The organism is Streptomyces sp. GQ60 (assembly GCF_059758875.1).
The window spans coordinates 264,278-283,754 of sequence record NZ_JCAXEG010000009.1; the positions used below are offsets into that span (position 1 = coordinate 264,278).

Consider the following 19,477-nt stretch of genomic DNA (forward strand, 5'->3'; position numbering starts at 1 on the left):
GCGGCTGTGACCAGCGGACACCTGCTGGTTACACCCGAACGCCACATCCGCCGGGCGCCTCCGGCGTCCCACATGTCACCGTGGCAACATCTTCCCTGCTTCTCTCCCGCTGCTTTTCGCAACGACACAGCCGCCGAGACCGGAGCGCACGCCATGGCCGACCTGCAGGACGAACCGCACACGGACCCGGTGACCCCCGTGGGCCCCGGCTCCCTAGGAGCCGAGGATCCCACCGGCACGTTGCTCCCGGGCGCCCTGGACCGGGCCGCCGCACTGCTCAGCGTCCATCCCGTCGCGGATGGCTGCAACACCCTCGTCTGGACCCTGCGCGAGAGTCCGTACCACGACATCGACACCTCGGACACGGGCGTCGACACCGACATCCCGAGGCTGCGCGCCGGGGGAGTGGGTGCCCAGTTCTGGTCGCTGCTCACGCCGCGCGAGGCCGCGGCCACCGACCAGGTGGTGTCCGACACCCTCGAACAGATCGACGGGGCCCTGGCCCTGATGCGCCGGTACCCCGACGACCTCTGTCTCGCGCTGACCGCCGACGACCTGGGGGACGCCCGCAACCGGGGCCGCATCGCCTCCTTCCTCGGCCCCGTGTCCGGCCGCACCCTCACCGACTCGCTGGGCGCGCTGCGCGCCTTCCACGCGCTGGGCGTACGGATCCTCGCGCCGGCCGGGGCCTCCTGGGCGACGGAGGGGCTGACCGCCTTCGGCCACGAGGTGGTCAAGGAGATGAACCGGCTGGCGATGCTGCTGGACCTCACCGGCTGCCCGCCCGCACCCGCCTGCCAGCTCGCCGCGGCCTCCAAGGCGCCGGTGATCATCTCGCACACCGGGGCGGCCGCCCTCAATCCGCACCCGGGCAACGTGACCGACGAGGTGCTGCTCGCGCTGCGCGCGGCGAACGGCCTGGCGATGGTCAGCTTCGACACCGCGCTCACCGGGGACTCCCTGCACGCCGTGGCGGACCACGTGGACCACGTACGAGCCGTCGCGGGCCCCCACTGCGTGGGCTTGGGCGCCGGCTTCGGCGCCGAGCCGGGCATCCCCCGGCCGGCCGGCCTGACGGACCCCTCGGGCTATCCGCGGCTGATCGCGGAACTCCTGGAACGGGGCTGGCCGGAGACCGACCTGGCACTGCTGACCTGGGGGAACGCCCAGCGGGTGGTGCGCGACGCGGAGTTCACGGCCCGCGCGGCGCAGCACCGCAGGGCGTCCTGAGCGCGAGCTAGGCGGCCTAGACCCGTGCCGGCACTTCGGAGCCGGCCTTGGGCGCCGGGGACGGCACGCTCCCGGCGCCGTTCCCGTTGCCGGATTCGGGGACCGGGCTCACGCTCGCCCGCCACAGGAGCAGGCAGGACCAGACGGCGGCCCAGCCCAGCAGGCCGTTGCGGAGCACCAGCAGGAACGTGCCGAAACCGGTGCCCGGGAGGATCTCCGAGCCGTAGGTCAGCGGGTAGATCGCCGTGCTGAGCGCGGTGGAGGCCACGATCAGCCAGGCCACCGGCCGCTGCGTGGTGTGCTTGCAGGTCAGGCAGACGGCGGCGAGGCCGACCAGCCAGATGAGGTACTGCGGGCTGAGCACGCGGCTGGTGATGGTGAAGACGAGGATGGCGCACAGCGCGGCGTCCAGCGGGGTCGCGGTCGTCCAGCGCCGGGCCTTCACCCGCCACAGCAGCAGCCAGGCGAACCCGACGACCGTGAGGCCGACGGAGAGCAGCGCGACGCTGGAGACGTACGGGCCGAGGTACTCGTAGGCGCCGTAGCGGACCTCGACCTTCCCGGACCACGCGCCGACGAGCTTGCCGAGCATCAGGGCGGAGCCGCCGAGGGACTCGACCTGGATGCCGCGGTTGCCCTGGTTGCCCAGGAAGCCGAGGGTGTCGCGGAAGAACAGCGCGAGCACGGCGAGCAGTACGGCCCCCGCCGCCACGGCCGACAGGACGGCGTCGCGGGTGGTGCGGCCGCGCGGGGTGCCGATCAGCGTGAGCAGCGGCCAGACCTTGACCAGGGCGCCGACTCCGGCGAGGACCCCGCCGAGCTTGCGGCGGAAGCGCAGGCACAGCAGCGAGCCGACGGCGAGCAGGGTGACCTGGAGGTCGTAGCGCCCGAAGGGCAGCGACAGCAGCAGCGGCAGCGTGGTCAGCCACAGCACGGCACCGGCCAGGCTGCCGTCGGCGCGGCGGGCGGCGCGGACCAGGCCGACGGCGATCAGCGCGTCGCAGATCACGGTCAGCGCGACGAAGGCCTGGAAGTAGCTGAGGAAGGGCAGCAGGTCGGGCGAGAGGAAGATCGCCGCCGCGGCCGGAGGGTACTGCCACATGACGTCGTCGTGCGGCATGGTCCCCGTGACGAGGACGTCGTACCAGTTGTTGTAGGTCTGGGTGATCTCCACGCGGACCGATGAGGTGCCGTGCAGGTTCACCACCAGGAGGACCACCATCAGGGTCCGGGTGGCCAGCCAGAATCCCGCCATGGCCAGGCGGCCGGCGCGCCCCCGGAGTGCGGAGTCGATGGTCGTGCTCGTACTGGTCATCGGCCGTGAGTCTAGCGATCCCTCGTGCGCGGCCCCGGGTGGTCTCGCCAACGATCCGGTGACGAGATGCGAAACCGCTCATTCCGGAACGAAGCGGATCAAGGGCTGCGGACGTCAGGCGCGGGGCCGGCCCATCGCGCGGTAGGTCCAGCCGGCCGCGCGCCACCGGTCGGGGTCGAGGGCGTTGCGGCCGTCGAGGAGGAGCCGGTCGCTGACGACCTCGCCGAGGGCGGCGGGGTCCAGGTCGCGGAACTCCCGCCACTCGGTGAGGTGCAGGACCACCTCGGCGCCGCGGGCGGCGTCCAGGGCGGTGTCGGCGTACCCGAGGGTGGGGAAGACGCGGCGGGCGTTGTCGATGCCCTTGGGGTCGTAGACGGTGACCTGGCCGCCCTGGAGGTGGATCTGGCCGGCCACGTTCAGCGCGGGGGAGTCGCGGACGTCGTCGGAGTCCGGCTTGAAGGTGGCGCCGAGTACGGCGACGCGCTTGCCGAGGAAGGAGCCGCCGACGGCGTCGCGGGCCAGCTCGACCATGTGGCCGCGGCGGCGCATGTTGATGGAGTCGACCTCGCGCAGGAAGGTCAGGGCCTGGTCGGCACCGAGCTCGCCGGCCCTCGCCATGAACGCGCGGATGTCCTTGGGCAGGCAGCCGCCGCCGAAACCGATGCCGGCGCGCAGGAACTTCTTCCCGATGCGCTCGTCGTGGCCGATGGCCTCGGCCAGCTTCACCACGTCGCCGCCGGCGGCCTCGCAGACCTCGGCCATGGCGTTGATGAAGGAGATCTTCGTGGCGAGGAAGGAGTTGGCGGCGGTCTTGACGAGTTCGGCGGTGGGGAAGTCGGTGACGACCAGCGGGGTGCCCTCGCCCATGGGGGTCGCGTAGACCTCCCGCAGGACCTTCTCGGCGCGTTCGCCGTCGACGCCGATCACGATCCGGTCCGGGTGCAGGGTGTCCTGGACGGCGAAGCCCTCGCGCAGGAACTCCGGGTTCCAGGCGAGCTCGATCTCCTCGCCGGCCGGGGCGAGCGCGGTCAGCTTCGCGGCGAGGCGCTCGGCGGAGCCGACGGGCACGGTGGACTTGCCGACGACCAGGGCGGGCCGGGTCAGGTGCGGGGCGAGCGATTCCACGGCGGAGTCGACGTAGCTCATGTCGCAGGCGTACTCGCCGTGCTTCTGCGGGGTGTTCACGCAGACGAAGTGGACGTCGCCGAAGGCGCCGACCTCCTCCCAGGAGGTGGTGAAGCGCAGTCGGCCCGTGGAGCCCGGCAGTCCGGCCACGTGCGCGGCCAGCAGTTCCTCCAGCCCGGGCTCGTACATGGGCACGCGCCCGGCGGCCAGCATGGCGATCTTCTCCGGCACCACGTCCAGCCCGAGCACCTCGAACCCCAGCTCCGCCATAGCCGCGGCGTGGGTCGCGCCGAGGTATCCGGTGCCGATCACAGTGATCTTGAGGGGGGCCATGAGTGCTCCTGGAGGTGCGGGGCCGTTCGCGGCAACCGAGCATAGTCGGGCCGGTGGCCGGGGATGCATTCCGGAGTCCGCCACCGGGCCGCCGCTCTGCCGCCACCCCGCCGTCGCCTGCCCTGCGCCCGTACCGGCCCCGCTGTCACGCAACTCACGTGCGACGGCCGTGTCGCGGTCGGCGGCCGGACACTAAGCTTGAGCTACTTAACGGTAGTTAACACCACGCACCACCTGGGGAGTGAGAGATCTTGGCGGGTTCTGCCGACTTCGACCTGTACCGCCCGGCCGAGGAGCACGACATGCTCCGCGAGTCCGTCCGCGCGCTCGCCGAGGCGAAGATCATGCCCTTCGCCGCCGCGGTCGACGAGGAGTCCCGCTTTCCGCAGGAGGCCCTGGACGCCCTCGTCGCCAGCGACCTGCACGCCGTCCACGTGCCCGAGACCTACGGCGGCGCGGGCGCCGACGCCCTCGCCACGGTGATCGTGATCGAGGAGGTGGCCCGCGTCTGCGCGTCCTCCTCCCTCATCCCGGCGGTCAACAAGCTGGGCTCGCTCCCGGTGATCCTCTCCGGATCCGAAGAGCTCAAGGCCAAGTACCTCGGCCCGCTGGCCAAGGGCGACGCGATGTTCTCGTACGCCCTCTCCGAGCCCGACGCGGGCTCGGACGCCGCGGGCATGAAGACCCGCGCCGTGCGCGACGGGGACTTCTGGGTGCTCAACGGCGTCAAGCGCTGGATCACCAACGCGGGCGTCTCCGAGTACTACACGGTCATGGCCGTCACCGACCCGGAGAAGCGCTCCAAGGGCATCAGCGCCTTCGTCGTCGAGAAGTCCGACGAGGGCGTCTCCTTCGGCGCCCCGGAGAAGAAGCTCGGCATCAAGGGCTCCCCGACGCGCGAGGTCTACCTCGACAACGTCCGCATCCCCGCCGACCGCATGATCGGCGCCGAGGGCACCGGATTCGCCACCGCGATGAAGACCCTCGACCACACCCGCATCACCATCGCCGCCCAGGCGCTGGGCATCGCCCAGGGCGCCCTGGACTACGCCAAGGGCTACGTCCAGGAGCGCAAGCAGTTCGGGAAGCCGATCGGCGACTTCCAGGGCGTGCAGTTCATGCTCGCGGACATGGCCATGAAGATCGAGGCCGCCCGCCAGCTGACCTACGCGGCCGCGGCCCGCTCGGAGCGCGTCTCCGGCGGCGGCCCGCACGAGGACCTCACTTTCTTCGGCGCCGCGGCCAAGTGCTTCGCCTCCGACGTGGCCATGGAGGTCACCACGGACGCGGTCCAGCTCCTCGGCGGCTACGGCTACACCCGTGACTACCCGGTGGAGCGCATGATGCGCGACGCGAAGATCACGCAGATCTACGAGGGCACGAACCAGGTCCAGCGCATCGTCATGGCCCGCAACCTGCCGTAGTCGGTTTGACCTGCGCCAACGCGAACGACCCCTGACACCGCGCCGGGGGTCGTTCGCGTACGGCGCGGGGCGGGGCGCAGGGCGGCCGCCGCCCGGTGCGCCGGCCCGGCCCGGTCATTTGGGGGCACGCCGGGGCGCTTCGGCCGTACGGGCGCGCGGCCCGGCGCATACATCCGGCTCGGGCCCTGAAGCCTTACCCGGATGGGCTAAATTTGGACCTTCGTACGCCGGAACCGGTTGGGGAGAACGCAAATGACGGAAGCGATCCTGCTGGTCGGCGGACAGGGGACGCGGCTGCGCCCCGTCACGGTGAACACGCCGAAGCCGATGGTCCACACGGCAGGCGTCCCCTTCCTCGCCCACCAGATAGCCCGCGCCGCCGCCGCCGGCGTCACGCACATCGTGATGGCCACCTGCTACCTCGCCGAGGTCTTCGAGCCCTACTTCGGGGACGGGTCCGCCTTCGGCGTCCACCTGGAGTACGTGGTCGAGGACGAGCCCCTCGGCACCGGCGGCGCCATCCGCAACGCTGCGCGGCTGCTCACCGGCGGCCCGGACTCCTCCGTGCTCGTCTTCAACGGGGACATCCTCACCGGCCTGGACATCGCCGGGCTCGTCGAATCCCACAAGGCGGCCGACGCCGACGTCTCCCTGCACCTGGTCCGGGTCGACGACCCGCGCGCCTTCGGCCTGGTCCCCACCGACGCCCACGGGCGGGTGCTGGCCTTCACCGAGAAGCCGCAGACGCCCGAGGAGATCATCACCGACCAGATCAACGCCGGCTGCTACGTCTTCCGGCGCAGCGTGATCGACACCATCCCGGCGGGCCGGTCCGTTTCCGTGGAACGCGAGACCTTCCCGGGCCTGCTCGCCTCCGGGGCCACCCTGCACGGGGTCACGGAGAACACGTACTGGATGGACCTCGGCAAGCCGGAGGCGATCATCCAGGCCTCCGCCGACCTGGTCCGCGGCGTCGTCCCCTCCCCGGCCGTCCCCGGACGCCACGGCGAGTCCCTCGTCCTGCCCGGAGCCCAGGTCGCGGCCGGGGCCAAGCTGTCGGGGGGCACCGTCGTGGGCGCCGGAGCCCGCGTCGAGGCGGGCGCGGTCGTCCAGGGCTCCATCGTGCTGGCGGACGCGGTCATCGGCCCCGACGCGCAGGTGTCCGCGAGCCTGATCGGCGCCGGCGCCTCGGTGGGCGCACGGACCGTACTGGACGCCGCCGTCATCGGCGACGGAGCCGTCGTGGGGGCCGACAACGAGCTCCGCGCCGGGGCCCGGATCTGGTGCGGGGCGCGGCTGCCCGACGCGGCGATCCGCTTCTCCTCCGACGCCTAGCGGCCCGGGGCCCGTCTTGCGGATCAGGGCGCCCGGTCCCGGGCGCCCTCCGGCGTGATCAGTTCCCGCGGACGGTGACCTTCTCGTCCTTCTGGATCTGCTGGACCAGTTGCCGCACCTTGGCCTTGTCCCAGACGAGGTTGCCGCCGCGCTCACCGGAGATCGGCATGTTCATGGACACGCCGTCGCCGCCGCTGATGCCCTTCATCGCGAAGAACATCGACCCCATGTCGTACAGGCCCATGTCCTTGTCCACGATCAGCGTGTCCAGACCCGCGCCCAGCACCGGGTACAGCGAGAACGGGTTCAGGATCGTCGTCGGGGTCGCCGCCTGGCCGGCCAGCGCCGACAGGAACTTCTGCTGGTTCTTGGTCCGCTGCAGGTCCGAGTCGGCGAAGGCGTAGCGGGTCCGTACGTAGGCCAGCGACTGCTCGCCGTTCAGCGTCTGGGTGCCCTCCTTGAAGTCGGCCCCGGACTTCTCGTCCTTGAACCCCTCCTCGATGTTCAGCTCCACCCCGCCCAGCGCGTCCACGATGTTGGCGAAGCCGGCGAAGCCGATCTCCGCGTAGTGGTCGATGCGCAGGCCGGTGTTGAACTCCACCGTCCGCACCAGCAGCTCCGGGCCGTCCTCCGCGTACGCCGCGTTCAGCTTGGTCCGCTTGCCCGTGCCCGCGAAATTCTTGCCCGACTCGGAGCCGACGAAGGACGGGATCTCCACGTCGGAGTCGCGCGGCAGGGAGATCATCGTGTTCCCGCTGGAGCACTTGGCGAGGATCATCATCGAGTCGGTGCGCTTGCCCTCGGCCGAGCCGGTGTGGAGCTTCTTCTTGTCCTCGGCGGACATGCCCTCACGGCTGTCGGAGCCCACGATCAGGTAGGTCGTGCAGTCGCCCTCCTTCGGGCGCTCGATGACCTTGGAGAGGTCGACCTCGCGGCGCACGTTGGAGTCGGCCCAGAAGTACGTGCCGATGCCCGTCACGAGCAGGCCCGAGACCAGCACGATCGAGCCGATCTTGATCCGCTTGCGCCAGTCCGGGGCCGGTCCCGCCGGCCGGGCCGGGCCGCCGGGGCCGCCCGGTCCGCGCCCGCGCGGCCCGGCGGGCGGACGGCCGCCGTGGCCGCCGCCGTAGACCTGGCCGGTGTTGTAGCCGCTGTCGAAGCCGCCGGCGCCGCTGCCGCTGTACGAGCCGTCCTGCTGTGGAGGCACGTACGCGGGCCCGGCCGGCGGCTGGGCCGGGCGGCGCGGCGGCTGCTGCGGCTGGCGGGACGCCTGGGGGCCGGGGCCGGGCCGCTGGACGTGCCTCATCCGCCGTGCGCCTTCCGGCTCCGCCTGGCCGCTGCCGCGGCCGTACCCGTCATCGCGGCGGCCCCGCTGGTCCTGCTCGCCGCTCCACCCGTCCCAGTCACTCATGTGCCCAAGAATGCCTGGCCGGGCGGGTCGCGGAACAGCCCCGGGGGCCGTTCGTACCGGTGCTGTTGCAGAGCTGATGCCGGCGGGCCGCACTTAAGCTGTCTCCATGACAGAGATACCGGGCGAGCTGCGGGGAAAGCCGATCTCGGCGTCCCGCACCACGCTGAGCCACATCATGACCGCCAATGACACCAACCTCCTCGGCACGGTGCACGGCGGCGTGATCATGAAGCTGGTGGACGACGCGGCCGGCGCCGTGGCCGGCCGCCACTCCGGCGGCCCGGCGGTCACCGCCTCCATGGACGAGATGGCCTTCCTCGCCCCGGTCCGCGTCGGCGACCTCGTCCACGTCAAGGCCCAGTGCAACTGGACCGGCCGCTCCTCCATGGAGATCGGCGTACGGGTCCTCGCGGAGCGGTGGAACGAGTCCACCCCCGCCACCCAGGTCGGCAGCGCCTACCTCGTCTTCACCGCGGTCGACGCCGAGGGCAAGCCCCGCGAGGTCCCGCAGGTGATCCGGGAGACCGAGCGGGACGAGCGGCGCTACCAGGAGGCCCAGATCCGCCGCACCCACCGGCTCGCCCGCCGCCAGGCCATCCGCGACCTGCGCGAGGAGCGGTCCGCACAGGGGCTGGACGCCGACGTCTAGACGGCCCGGGCCGTCAGGAGCCGCCGCAGACCACCTGGTCACCGGTGACCACACCGAATTCGCCCTGGTAGGGGTCCTCCGCGCGGACCGCCACCACCTTGCGGAAGTCGGCGCCCGCGATCACCACGACGGTCCGCCCCTGCCCCCGCACGGCCCGCAGCTCACTGCCGGGCAGCGCGGTGGACACCGAGCGGGCCGACCGGTCCCAGCGCGGGTCGTACGTGATCACCGTGCGCTTGACCTCCCGGCTCGCGCCGTTCCCCGGAGCCCGGGTGGTGTCGAAGCCGGTGGCGCGCAGGGCCGAGTCCACCCGGGTGCCCAGCCCGTCGATCCGGGTGCCGTTCTCCACCTGGACCCGGACCTGCCGCGGGGGCACGTCCACCGGCACCGCCGGCTGCCGGCGCACCGGCCGGCCGGGGGCGGGGGCCGGGGTCAGGGGGCGGTCGTCGCGCAGAGCCTGGAAGAGCTTCGCGGCCTTCCCCTCGTCCCATTTCACGGTGGAGCCGATGCCCTTGACCGGGAAGGAGGGGTTGCCGACGGGCACGGAGGCGAACTCCGAGGAGGACGGGGTGAAATCGCGCATCGCCTGCCCGAGCGCCAGCATCTGCTCCGAGCCGAAGCCCTTGTCAGCGCGGACCGAGCCCAGGAGGGTGGAGCTGACCTGCTTGAACTTGACGGGGTTGAGCAGCACCCCGCCCCCGGTCGCCTGCTTGATCAGGGCGGCGACGAACCGCTGCTGGCGCTGCATCCGGCCCAGGTCCGAGGCCCCGTCGACATGGCGCGAGCGCACGTACTGCAGGGCCTGGCCGCCGCTGAGCCGGTGGGTGCCGGGGAGCAGGTCGAGGCCGGTGCTGGGGTCGTGCATGGTCTTGGCGGTGCAGATCTCCACGCCGCCCATGGCGTCGACCGTCTTCATGAAGCTGGTGAAGTCGACCTCCAGGTAGTGGTCGATCTTCACGCGGGTCATGCGCTCGACGGTGCGCACGGTCAGCTGGGGGCCGCCCTCGGCATAGGCGGCGTTGAGCTTCACGGGATGGGGCCCGTGCGGTTTGCCGCTGGAGCCGTCCACGTGCGCGGGCAGCTCCACGAAGCTGTCGCGGGGGAGGCTGACCACGCTGGCCCGCGACCGGTCCGCCGAGAGGTGGACCAGCATGACGGTGTCGGTGCAGTGGCAGGGAGCGCCGCCCAGGCGGTACTCGCGCTTCTCCTCGGGGGTGATCTTGTCGCGCCCGTCGGTGCCGACGAGCAGGAAGTTCACCCCGTGCCCGGCCTGCGGGCGGTTCTTCATGTCCTTGAAGGGGTCCACGCGCTGGATCCCGGTGTCCAGCCCGGTCATCACCGCGTGCCCGAGGGCCCCCGAGCCCAGGACGAGCACCGACAGCCCCGCGGCGAGCCGGACCCCCCAGCGGGGTCTGTCCGCCGGCCGGTTCCCGCCCGCCGGCCGGTTCCCGCCGGGGGGGACGGCCGGACCGCCGGGCCGCGGCGCGCGCTGCGACGGCCGGGCGGACCGGGCGGGCAGGGCGGGTCGGGTGGGACGGTGCGGCTGGGGCACGGGGACACCTCGCACGTTCGGCAGATTCGTCAGAACAGTAGGCCCATACGATCAGCCGTTGTCCGTACTGCTCATCCGGCGCGCACCCGGGTCCCCCGTAAGCGGTAACGTGACACCGATACCCGACCTTGAAGGACCACATGCCCGCCCAGCAGCCCGCAGTCTCGGTGATCATGCCGGTACTCAACGAGGAGCGCCATCTGCGCGACTCGGTCCACCACATCCTCGGACAGCAGTACGGGGGTGAGATGGAAGTGGTGATCGCGCTCGGGCCGTCCAGTGACCGCACCGACGAGATCGCCGCCGAGCTGGTACGGGAAACCGCGTCCAACAAACGCGCCCGGGTCCAGACCGTACCGAACCCCACCGGCCGCACCCCCGCCGCTCTCAACGCGGCCATCCAGGCCTCGCGCCATCCGATCGTGGTGCGCGTGGACGGCCACGGCATGCTCTCCCCCGATTACATCGCCACCGCGGTCCGCCTCCTGGAGGAGACCGGCGCGCAGAACGTCGGCGGCATCATGCACGCCGAGGGCGAGAACGCCTGGGAGGACGCCGTCGCCGCCGCGATGACCTCGCGGATCGGCGTCGGCAACGCCGCCTTCCACACCGGCGGCAAGGCGGGCCCGGCCGACACCGTCTACCTCGGGGTGTTCCGGCGCGAGGCCCTGGAGGCCGCCGGCGGGTACAACGTGGAGTTCGTCCGCGCCCAGGACTGGGAGCTGAACTTCCGCATCCGCGAGGCCGGCGGGCTGATCTGGTTCTCGCCGGAGCTGAAGGTCCAGTACCGTCCGCGCCCCTCGGTGCGGGCGCTCGCCAAGCAGTACAAGGACTACGGGCGCTGGCGCCACGTGGTGGCGCGCTACCACGCGGGCTCCATCAACCTGCGCTACCTCGCCGCACCGGCCGCCGTCTGCGCGATCGCCGCCGGCGTGGTCGTCGGAGCCGCCGTCACCCCGTGGGCCTTCGTCCTCCCCGCGGGCTACCTCGCGGCGATCACCGTCGGCTCCGTCCCGGCCGGCAAGGGGCTGTCGCTGAAGGCCCGGCTGCGGATCCCCGTCGCCCTGGCGACCATGCACGTGTGCTGGGGCTACGGCTTCCTGACCAGCCCGCGCTCGCTCGCCGCCAAGGTCATCGCGAGCCGTCGCCCGTCGGTGAACCGGGACCCCGCCGAGCTCTGAGCCCGCGTAGGCACACGAAAGGGGTGACCCGGTCCTCGTCGGACCGGGTCACCCCTTTCGGTGTTCCGGCGTCAGCTCACCAGCGGTACGGCCCGTACACGTCCATGCAGCTGGTGTCCGTGCCGTTGAGCACGTCGGCCGTCTCCGGGACCGAGCCGGCCTCGGGCGGCGCCTGCTGCGGGTAGACGGTGCCCTCGCGCCAGTCCGCGCCCACCAGGACCGTGATCTTGGATGCCGCGGCCGACTTCTGCACGGAGGTGCCCGGAATCCCGAGGGCCGCGGCCACGCTCTGCGCGTCGGCGGCCTGGGCGTCCGTGGCGTAGCGGACGACCGTCGCCTTCTCCGGGGTGAGCGCGCCGTCCGCCTTGGCCAGCGTGAACCCCTTGGAGACCAGCTGGCCCGCGATGGCCGTGGCCCGCTTGCCCACGGGCTGCGCCCCGACACCCGTGCCGTTGACCACCTGTACGGCGACCTTCGCCGGGTTGGAGGCCGGAGGCGCGGAGGACTGCTGGGGGGCCGGCTCGGACGACGCGACGGGCGCCGAGGGCGATCCGCTCTCGGCCGGCCCGCCGCTTTCGGCCGGCGCCGGGTCGCCGTTCTTGTCCAGGGCGACGTCCTTGCGGAGCAGCTCCCACACCTTCTCGGCGTCCGTGGGGTTGACGACCAGCCGGTTCTTGTCACCCGGGGCCTGCAGCACCGGGATCGTGGCCGTCGTGATGCGGTTGATCGGCACGTCCTTGAGCAGCAGGCCGAGGTCGAGGAGCTTCTTGACCGACCCGATCTCCTCCGACACCTGCAGCGAATTCGTCGCCGCCTCCGCCAGGCCCGTGAGGCGGGGGAGGTCGGTGAAGGCGTTCTGGCTCTTGAGACCGCGCATCATCGAGTTCATGTACATGTGCTGCGCCTTGGCCCGGCCCATGTCACTGCCGAAGGCGTGCCGGGTGCGCAGCCACTGGAGCGCCTGCTCGCCCTGGATCCTGGTGGTGCCCGCCTCCAGCTTGAGGCCGGAACCGCCCGTGCCCGACCCCGGCTCCGACTGGTCGAAGACGTTCTGGTTGACGCAGACGTCGACGCCGCCGATCGCGTCGGCCATGCTCACGACACCGGCGAAGTCGATCATCATCCAGTGGTCGACGTAGACCTTGGCCAGCTTCTCCCAGGTGGCCAGGGTGCAGCCGGGCCCCCCGCGCCCGAGGCTCTGGTCGATCGTCGCCCTGGTGGCCTTGAACTTCTTGCCCGTCCCGGGCTCCGTGCACTCCGGGATGTCCACGATGGTGTCGCGCGGAACGGAGGTCACCGAGGCGTTCTTCCGGTCGGCCGATACGTGGATCAGCATCTGCACGTCGGCCCGCGCGGGGTCGCCTATGTTGTCCCAGCCCCCGCCGAGCTTCGCGTTCTCCTCGTCGCGGACGTCGGAGCCGAGCATCAGGATGTTGATCGGGCGCCGTCCCGCGGCGTCGGCCTCGCTCCTGGCCACCCCGCTGTCGCCGCTCAGGCGCTGGCCGCTGCGGATGTTGCCGTTGAGGTGGCGGTAGTAGAGGTAACCGGCCGCCGCCGTCCCGAGTATGAGCAGCGCCACGATGGAGGCCGTCCAGCGCAGTACCCGGCGGCGCCCCCGGCGCGTCGGGCGCTTGCCGCCACCGCGGCGGTGGCCGGAGCCGGATCTCGGCGGGGGTACGACGCCGTTGGCCGCCGGACGGGTGCCGGGGCCGGATATGCCGTCGCCGGCCCGGCCCGGCGCCCCCTCCCCTTGCACGCTGCTGTGCCTCACGCGTCCCCCATAACGATCACTCTGTGTCGGTATTGTGCCGGTCCGACGTGTTCCGGCACGTCATTTCGTGACCGCGGAGGGCCGGGCGGCCCCCCTGTCGGTCACTTGGCGCAGACGGCCTTGTCCGCCTCGACGCGCTGGACGCCTTCGGGTGCCTGCTGAGGCGCCGTCATGGAGACTCCGGCCCCCTTGAAGTCCGCGCCGAGCGTCAGCTTCATAGGCGTCTTGGGCGCGGCGTCGGCCGTGCCCATCTTCAGTGCCGTGGCCGGAAGTCCCATCATGTCCGCCAACGCCCGGGCCTGATCGGCTTGGTTGGGCGCGTACTCCAGCTGCGTGGCATCCACCTTGGCGGGCGCGTTGCCCAGGTTGCTGGACTTGGGCACGCCCTGGGTGTTCTGCAGCCAGTTCAGTGTGCCGGACGCGGATCCGGCCGGGCCGCCGCCGTTGTACACGTCCACCCGGACGTCCTTGGCCGCCGCACGGGTGCCCTGCAGGAGGGCGTCCAGCTGGGCCTTCGCGTCGGCCGCCGCAGCGTCCTTCGCGGCCCGTTCCTTCTTCTCGACCTCGGTGAGGGAGACGTCCCCCCGGATCATCTGCAACAGGGGTTCGGCCTGGGCCTGGTTGACCACCACGGTGGCTTTGACCTTCTCCGCCGGATTGTCGAGCACCGGAAGTGTGGTGAAGGTGATGTTCTTGAGGTCGATGTTCTTCAACTCACCGGCGAGGTCGGTGAGTTTTCCGATCGAGCCTATCCCCGAATCCACGGTCAGCGACTTCGTGGCGGCTTCCGCGAGGGAGAGGAACTTCTTCGGACTCGTCAGCGTTTCCTTGGACTTCATCTCGCGCATCATCGAACTGAGGAACTGCTGCTGGGTCTTGATGCGGTCGAGATCGCTCTCGTTTCCGAAGGCGTGCCGGGTCCGTACGAAGGCCAGCGCCTGCTCGCCCTGAAGCCGGTGCTCGCCCGCCGTCAGCTTGAGCTTGGAGTCCTTGTCGTCGACGTCCTTGGCCACGCAGACCGGCACCCCGCCGACCGCCGTGCTCAGGTTCTTCACCGCGTTGAAGTCGGCCATCATGAAGTGGTCGATCTGGATGCCGGTGAGCTCCTTCACCGTGCGCATCGTGCAGCCCGGGTCGCGGCCCGACTGCCCGAGGCTGTTGTTGAAGCGGGCCCCGCGCTCGGCGGGGATGTCCTTCGTCGAGCCGTCCGGCTGCTTGGTGGGGCAGGCCGGCACGTTGGTGATCAGGTCGCGCGGGATGGACAGGGCCGTGGCGTTGGAGCGGTCCTTCGACACGTGGAAGAGGATCGTCGTATCGGCGTGGCCGACGCTGCCGGCGTCCCCGTACCCCTCGTTGCCCGCGCCGCTGCGCTTGTCCGTGCCGATGACCAGGATGTTGATCGGCTGGTCCTTCCTGAACCCGCCGCTCGTTCCCGCGTCGCCGACGTCGGTGACCACGATGTTGCCGTTCAGGTGCTGGTAATAGAGGTATCCCGCCACCGAGCCGCCGATCAGCAGCACCGCCAGGGTCCCGCCGGTGATCGTCAGGGCCCGCTTGCGGCCTCCGCCGCCGACCTTGCGCGAACGCCCGCCGCGTCGGCCGCCGGGGGGAGGGCCGTCACCGCGGCGCGGTCCGGGGACCGCGGGGGACGGGGCCGCGGGGGAGCGGGGGGGAACGGGGGCTCTGCGGGGTGCCGCGCGGGGGACGGACCGCTGCGACGGTGCTTGCGCAGCGGAATCTTCCAGTCGCAGCTCGTAGTTGCCGGTGCGGGGGTTGAGTACCCACTGGTCTGCGGGGTCGATCTCGTCGGCCCGGCCACGGCTTTGCGCATCCACGGTTTGCTCGAATCCTCCGTCGGTGCTTCGCGACGCGCCTCCCCCAGGCGCACGGTCAACGATCCGGCTGCTGGCACACGGCCTCTGTGCTGGCCGGGCGCCGGATCGCTCACCTTATCCGGACAGGTTCGCCGCAAACCATGCTGGTGATGAATTCCACGCACTTACAACGGGGCAATCGCCCCAACAAGCTCGGCCCGGACACCGGCTTTTGGGATTGCTTTACCGGCAGTCGGCCACACCGGCCGTGGTGCCGGTGAATGTGGGGACGGGAGAGGAGGGCTCCGCGGTTCCCGGGGCGTCCCCGGTGCCGCGCGTGGACCCGGCCTCGGTGTCGTCCCCGGTGCCGTCCGCCTCGTGGCCGGCCGAAGCCTCCTCCCGGTCCCCGTCCCCGTCCCCGGGCCGGGGGACCGGAGCGGGCGTGGCCGTGGCCGCGGGCGGGGCGATGGTGAGCGGCTGGTCCGCCCGCAGCCGCTGGAAGAGCTGGGTCGCGTCCGGCTGGCGCAGCTCGTCCCGGTTGGCGTCCGCGGCGTACGGCCGGCGCGGCACCGTGAGGAACTTGATCTGGTCGGTCGGGATGTCGCGTACGCCCCGAACGAGTTCGTACAGCCCCCGCAGCGAGGCCAGCCCCGGGTCGGTGGTCACCGAGGAGGTCGCCGCGTCCAGCAGCGGGTACAGCCGCCCCGGATTGAGCAGCACCCCGTTGCTCTGCACCTTCTTCACGAGCGACCCGAGGAAGAGCTGCTGGCGCTCCATCCGCTCGGTGTCACTGCCGTTGCCCAGGCTGTGGCGGGCCCGTACGAAGCCCAGCGCCTCCTCCCCCCGCAGGGTCTGCCGGCCCGCCGGCAGCTTCAGCTTGGCCTCGGTGTCGTCCATCGGCCGCTTCAGGCAGACCTCCACGCCGCCGATGGCGTCCACCATCTTCTTGAAGCCGCTGAAGTCGAGCACCATGTGGTGATCGACCCGGATCCCGGTCATCGACTCGACCGTACGGATCGTGCAGGCGGTCCCGCCCCACTCGAAGGCCCAGTTGAACTGGGCGAACTGCTCCCTGGTGCGGATTCCGTCCGGCTTCAGGCACGCGGGTATCTCCGTCATCAGGTCCCTCGGTATCGACACCGCCGTCGCACTCTTCCGGTCCGCCGGCAGGTGCAGCAGGATCGTGGTGTCCGAGCGCTGCGTGCCCTCGTCCTGCCCGTACGGCGCGTTGCCCGCGCCGGTGCGGGAGTCCGATCCGATCAGCAGGATGTTCTGGGCGCCGCCCGCCAGGTGGGCCGGGCGCTCCTTGTCGTAGCGCCGCAGCTCGGCGGCGGCGGAGGTGTCCTCGGCGATGTTCCCGTCGAGCTTGGAGTAGACCCACCAGCCCGTGCCCGCCCCCACGACGGCCAGCAGGCCGGTACCGAGCCCGATCCAGCGCAGCAGGCGGCGCCGCCTGCGGCCGTTCGGAGGCTTCTCGCCTCCGGCCGCATCGGTGCCGCCCGGTATGCCCGCGCTGTCCGTCACTCGCGTTCCGTCCCCTCACCCGAACCGGTACGGGCCGTACGGGTGAGTACGGCCTGTGCCGATCGTGCCCCCGGGTCATCGATGCGGCCCGGGGGCGCGGCCGTGTATAGGGCCATGTGGGTGACAAAATGGCTCATATCCGGCATTGGGCGGTGTGGGTGACGCCGGAGTCGGGCGGATTCAGGCCGTGTGGGTGACCCGCTCGCTCTCGATCCGCTGGGCCAGTGCCCCGTCCGCCAGCCCCTCGGCGTTGCGGCACAGCACCACGGAGCCGCCCGTGGCCAGGGCCGCGTAGAGCCCGGCCGAGAGCCCCTCCCAGGTGTCGTAGCCCTGCCGGGACAGCACCCGGGCCCCCTCGCCGAAGCCGAGCTTCGCCGCGTCCTCGCGGGCCCGCTCGCAGATCCGTGCGTACGAGAGCTCCTCGCCGCCGACCACCAGGCCCGGGCCGTCCGCGTCCACGGGCTGGAAGGGGGCGAAGCGGTCGCCCTGCCCCGGCACCTCCACGGCGTAGTCGGCGAACCCGGCCGGCGGCTGCGGGAAGCGCCCGCCCAGCGGCCGCAGCGCGAGCGCCACCCGCTCGCCGGAGCACGCGGCGGCCTCCTCCAGCGTGTCCGGACCGCTCACCACCAGATCGGCGCCGCCCGGATCCCCGCCCACCTCCACCACGACCCCGACCGAGGCGCAGGCGAGCAGCCACACGGCGCTCTGCCAGTGCGCGGGGAGCAGCAGCGCGAGCCGGTCGCCGGGCTCGGCGCCCAGGTCGCCCTGGAGCAGATTGGCGGTCTTGGCCACCCAATTGGCGAAGGTGGCGACGGACAATTCGACGCGCTCGCCCGTGGTGTCGTCGTAGAAGGTGACGAGCGGGCGGCCGGGATCGGCGGCGAGCGCGGATCGCAGCAGGTCGGCAGGGGTGCGGTCAGTGGCGTTCACGGACCAGAGCCTACGCGGGGCGGCCCGCGCCGCTCCTCCGTACGGCCGCAGCACGATCCCCCGTACGGAGGAGGGGCATCGCCGCCCGGCCGGACGGCACGTCAGTTCTCGGATGGCGCCGGCTCCCGGCAGTCCCCAGCATCCTTTCCATGCGTGCATTCCTTGCTTCCTCGATCGGCGTCGCGACGGCTGCCGCACTGGCCCTGCCGCTCGCGTTCACCTCCACGGCCCTCGCACACCCGGCAGCGGCCGCGGGCTCGGCAGCCCCCGCGACCCCCGCCGGATCCACCCAGTCCCTGCCGCTCGTCCCCGTGGGACCGGCGGCGGACCGCACCCCCGGGGTCCCCGGCATGAGCACCGCGCCCCGGCTGCCCGAGACCCGGGGCCTGTCGGCGCGCGAGGTCAAGACCTTCTCGCTGGTCGGCGTCGTCTGGGACGACGCGAGCACCCAGCTCGACGGCCGCGTCCAGGTCCGCACCCGCTCCGTGGACACCTCCGCCTGGTCCGAATGGCAGGACGTCGACACCCACAACAGCGAACACGCCGCGGACCCCGACACCGCGGAACGCGGCTCCGGCCGGGTCCGCGGCAGCACCGCCCCCCTGTGGGTGGGCCAGTCCGACGGCATCGAGGTCCGCGTCCAGGCGGAACCGGGCGGCCGCGTGGTGAGCAGCGGGCTCCCGACGGGCATGCGCATCGAACTGGTGGACCCGGGCGACTCGTCCCGCCCCCAGTCGGACGCCAAGAACGCCAACCACCCCTCCACGCCCGTCGATGACGACAAGGGGGAGCTGGCGCTCCTCCCCGGCATGACGATGGAGATGGCGGAGTCCTCCTCCGCCAACGTCCCGATGGCACCCTTGGGCGCCCAGGAGATCCCCGCCCTCAACAAGGCCGACTCGACCGCCGACGCGGTCCTCGCCGACGAGGCGCTCGCGGCCGCCCCGTACATCGGCCCGCGCCCGAAGATCGTCACCCGGATGGGATGGGGCGCGGACGAGAGCCTGCGCGAGAAGGGCTTCGTCTACACGAAGACGGTCAAGGCCGCCTTCGTCCACCACACCGCCTCGGGCAACAACTACGCCTGCAAGGACGCCCCGGCGGTCCTGCGCAGCCTGTACCGCTACCACGTCGTCAGCAGCGGCTGGCGGGACATCGGCTACAACTTCGCCGTCGACAAGTGCGGCACCGTCTACGAGGGCCGGGCGGGCGGAGTCGCCAAGGCGGTGCTCGGCGCGCACACCATGGGCTTCAACACGGACAGCATGGGCGTGGCGGTCATCGGCACCTTCGCCTCCACGTCTCCGCCCAAGGCGGCGGTCGACGCGGTGGCCCGCCTGACGGCCTGGAAGCTGGGGCTCTTCGGAGCGGACCCCCGCGCGAAGACCACCCTCCGCTCGGGCGGCGGCAACCTCTACGCGAAGGGCAGCAACGTCCGCCTGAACGTCATCTCGGGCCACCGGGACGGCTTCGCCACCGAATGCCCCGGCCGCCGCCTGTACACCCAACTCCCCCCCACCCGAACCGCCTCGGCCAAACTCCAGGGCCGCCCCTGAGCGGCGCCTTCCTTTCCGACGCGCCGCGCACCTTTCCGACGCGCCGCTCGCGCGGTGCGGCCCTGGCGGGCCTCCCCGGCTTCGCGTCGCTGCGCCGGACTCCGTCCGGCGGTGGCCGGTCAGGTGGCCGCCACTGGCGCCTGGGGCGGGGCCGGTGGGCGGGTGCGGCTGGTCGGACCCTGCGGGGCGAGGTCCCCTACCCGCCCTTCGCCCGTTCCCCGGGTCTCCGCCCCGGACCCGTTGCCGGGTGCTGCGCCCCGGACCTGTTCCCCGGGGCTCTGCCCCGGACCGGTTGCCGGGCGCGGCGCCGCTGCCGGGGGCCAGCCC

The 19,477-nt window shown here is 72.0% G+C and carries 14 protein-coding genes; 6 read left to right on the forward strand and 8 right to left on the reverse strand.

Going from position 1 to position 19,477, the window contains the following annotated elements; translation table 11 throughout:
- The first annotated feature begins 153 nt into the window (after window positions 1-153).
- The gene (locus AC6CKD_RS23650) at window positions 154-1,230 is read left to right on the forward strand and encodes a membrane dipeptidase (RefSeq protein WP_498329663.1); all 1,077 of its coding nucleotides are present in this window, start codon (window positions 154-156) and stop codon (window positions 1,228-1,230) included.
- Window positions 1,231-1,246: 16 nt separating this feature from the next.
- On the opposite strand, the gene AC6CKD_RS23655 is transcribed toward AC6CKD_RS23650, so the two are convergent.
- Both AC6CKD_RS23655 and AC6CKD_RS23660 read right to left on the reverse strand, forming a co-directional pair.
- Window positions 1,247-2,545, reverse strand: coding sequence for a glycosyltransferase 87 family protein (locus AC6CKD_RS23655; RefSeq protein ID WP_498329665.1), 1,299 nt, complete (start codon window positions 2,543-2,545; stop codon window positions 1,247-1,249).
- A 114-nt stretch (window positions 2,546-2,659) separates the two neighbouring features.
- A complete protein-coding gene (locus AC6CKD_RS23660; RefSeq protein WP_498329667.1) occupies window positions 2,660-4,003 on the reverse strand; it encodes a UDP-glucose dehydrogenase family protein in 1,344 nt (447 codons plus the stop codon).
- A 251-nt stretch (window positions 4,004-4,254) separates the two neighbouring features.
- On the opposite strand from AC6CKD_RS23660, the gene AC6CKD_RS23665 reads away from it, so the two are divergent.
- Window positions 4,255-5,427: an acyl-CoA dehydrogenase family protein gene (locus tag AC6CKD_RS23665; RefSeq protein ID WP_250736830.1), complete on the forward strand. Its 1,173-nt coding sequence runs from the start codon at window positions 4,255-4,257 to the stop codon at window positions 5,425-5,427.
- A gap of 252 nt (window positions 5,428-5,679) precedes the next feature.
- Complete coding sequence (manB, locus tag AC6CKD_RS23670; protein ID WP_498329669.1) at window positions 5,680-6,762, forward strand: mannose-1-phosphate guanylyltransferase; 1,083 nt, start codon at window positions 5,680-5,682, stop codon at window positions 6,760-6,762.
- A 58-nt stretch (window positions 6,763-6,820) separates the two neighbouring features.
- Here the strand turns inward: manB and AC6CKD_RS23675 are convergent, their stop codons facing one another.
- A complete protein-coding gene (locus tag AC6CKD_RS23675) occupies window positions 6,821-8,173 on the reverse strand; it encodes an LCP family protein (RefSeq protein WP_498329671.1) in 1,353 nt (450 codons plus the stop codon).
- Between the two features lie 106 nt (window positions 8,174-8,279).
- On the opposite strand from AC6CKD_RS23675, the gene AC6CKD_RS23680 reads away from it, so the two are divergent.
- Window positions 8,280-8,822 carry an acyl-CoA thioesterase gene (locus AC6CKD_RS23680; protein WP_250736822.1) on the forward strand — a complete coding sequence of 181 codons (543 nt, stop codon included), beginning with the start codon at window positions 8,280-8,282 and terminating at the stop codon, window positions 8,820-8,822.
- 13 nt (window positions 8,823-8,835) lie between these two features.
- On the opposite strand, the gene AC6CKD_RS23685 is transcribed toward AC6CKD_RS23680, so the two are convergent.
- Window positions 8,836-10,374 (reverse strand): LCP family protein, encoded by a 1,539-nt coding sequence (locus AC6CKD_RS23685; protein WP_498329673.1) that lies wholly within the window; start codon window positions 10,372-10,374, stop codon window positions 8,836-8,838.
- 140 nt (window positions 10,375-10,514) lie between these two features.
- Here AC6CKD_RS23685 and AC6CKD_RS23690 point away from each other — a divergent pair, with 140 nt between their 5' ends.
- Window positions 10,515-11,555 carry a glycosyltransferase family 2 protein gene (locus AC6CKD_RS23690; protein WP_498329675.1) on the forward strand — a complete coding sequence of 347 codons (1,041 nt, stop codon included), beginning with the start codon at window positions 10,515-10,517 and terminating at the stop codon, window positions 11,553-11,555.
- A gap of 76 nt (window positions 11,556-11,631) precedes the next feature.
- On the opposite strand, the gene AC6CKD_RS23695 is transcribed toward AC6CKD_RS23690, so the two are convergent.
- From AC6CKD_RS23695 to AC6CKD_RS23710, 4 genes are all read right to left on the reverse strand, one after another.
- Entirely contained in the window at window positions 11,632-13,326 is a 1,695-nt protein-coding gene (locus AC6CKD_RS23695) for an LCP family glycopolymer transferase (RefSeq protein ID WP_498329676.1), read from the reverse strand.
- Between the two features lie 101 nt (window positions 13,327-13,427).
- Complete coding sequence (locus AC6CKD_RS23700) at window positions 13,428-15,161, reverse strand: LCP family protein (RefSeq protein WP_498329677.1); 1,734 nt, start codon at window positions 15,159-15,161, stop codon at window positions 13,428-13,430.
- Window positions 15,162-15,383: 222 nt separating this feature from the next.
- The gene (locus AC6CKD_RS23705; protein ID WP_498329678.1) at window positions 15,384-16,664 is read right to left on the reverse strand and encodes an LCP family protein; all 1,281 of its coding nucleotides are present in this window, start codon (window positions 16,662-16,664) and stop codon (window positions 15,384-15,386) included.
- A 180-nt stretch (window positions 16,665-16,844) separates the two neighbouring features.
- On the reverse strand, window positions 16,845-17,594 hold the full coding sequence (locus AC6CKD_RS23710) for a TIGR03089 family protein (protein ID WP_498329680.1): 750 nt from the start codon (window positions 17,592-17,594) through the stop codon (window positions 16,845-16,847).
- 149 nt (window positions 17,595-17,743) lie between these two features.
- Between AC6CKD_RS23710 and AC6CKD_RS23715 the strand changes: the two genes are divergently transcribed.
- Complete coding sequence (locus AC6CKD_RS23715; protein WP_498329682.1) at window positions 17,744-19,150, forward strand: peptidoglycan recognition protein family protein; 1,407 nt, start codon at window positions 17,744-17,746, stop codon at window positions 19,148-19,150.
- Window positions 19,151-19,477 lie beyond the last annotated feature (327 nt).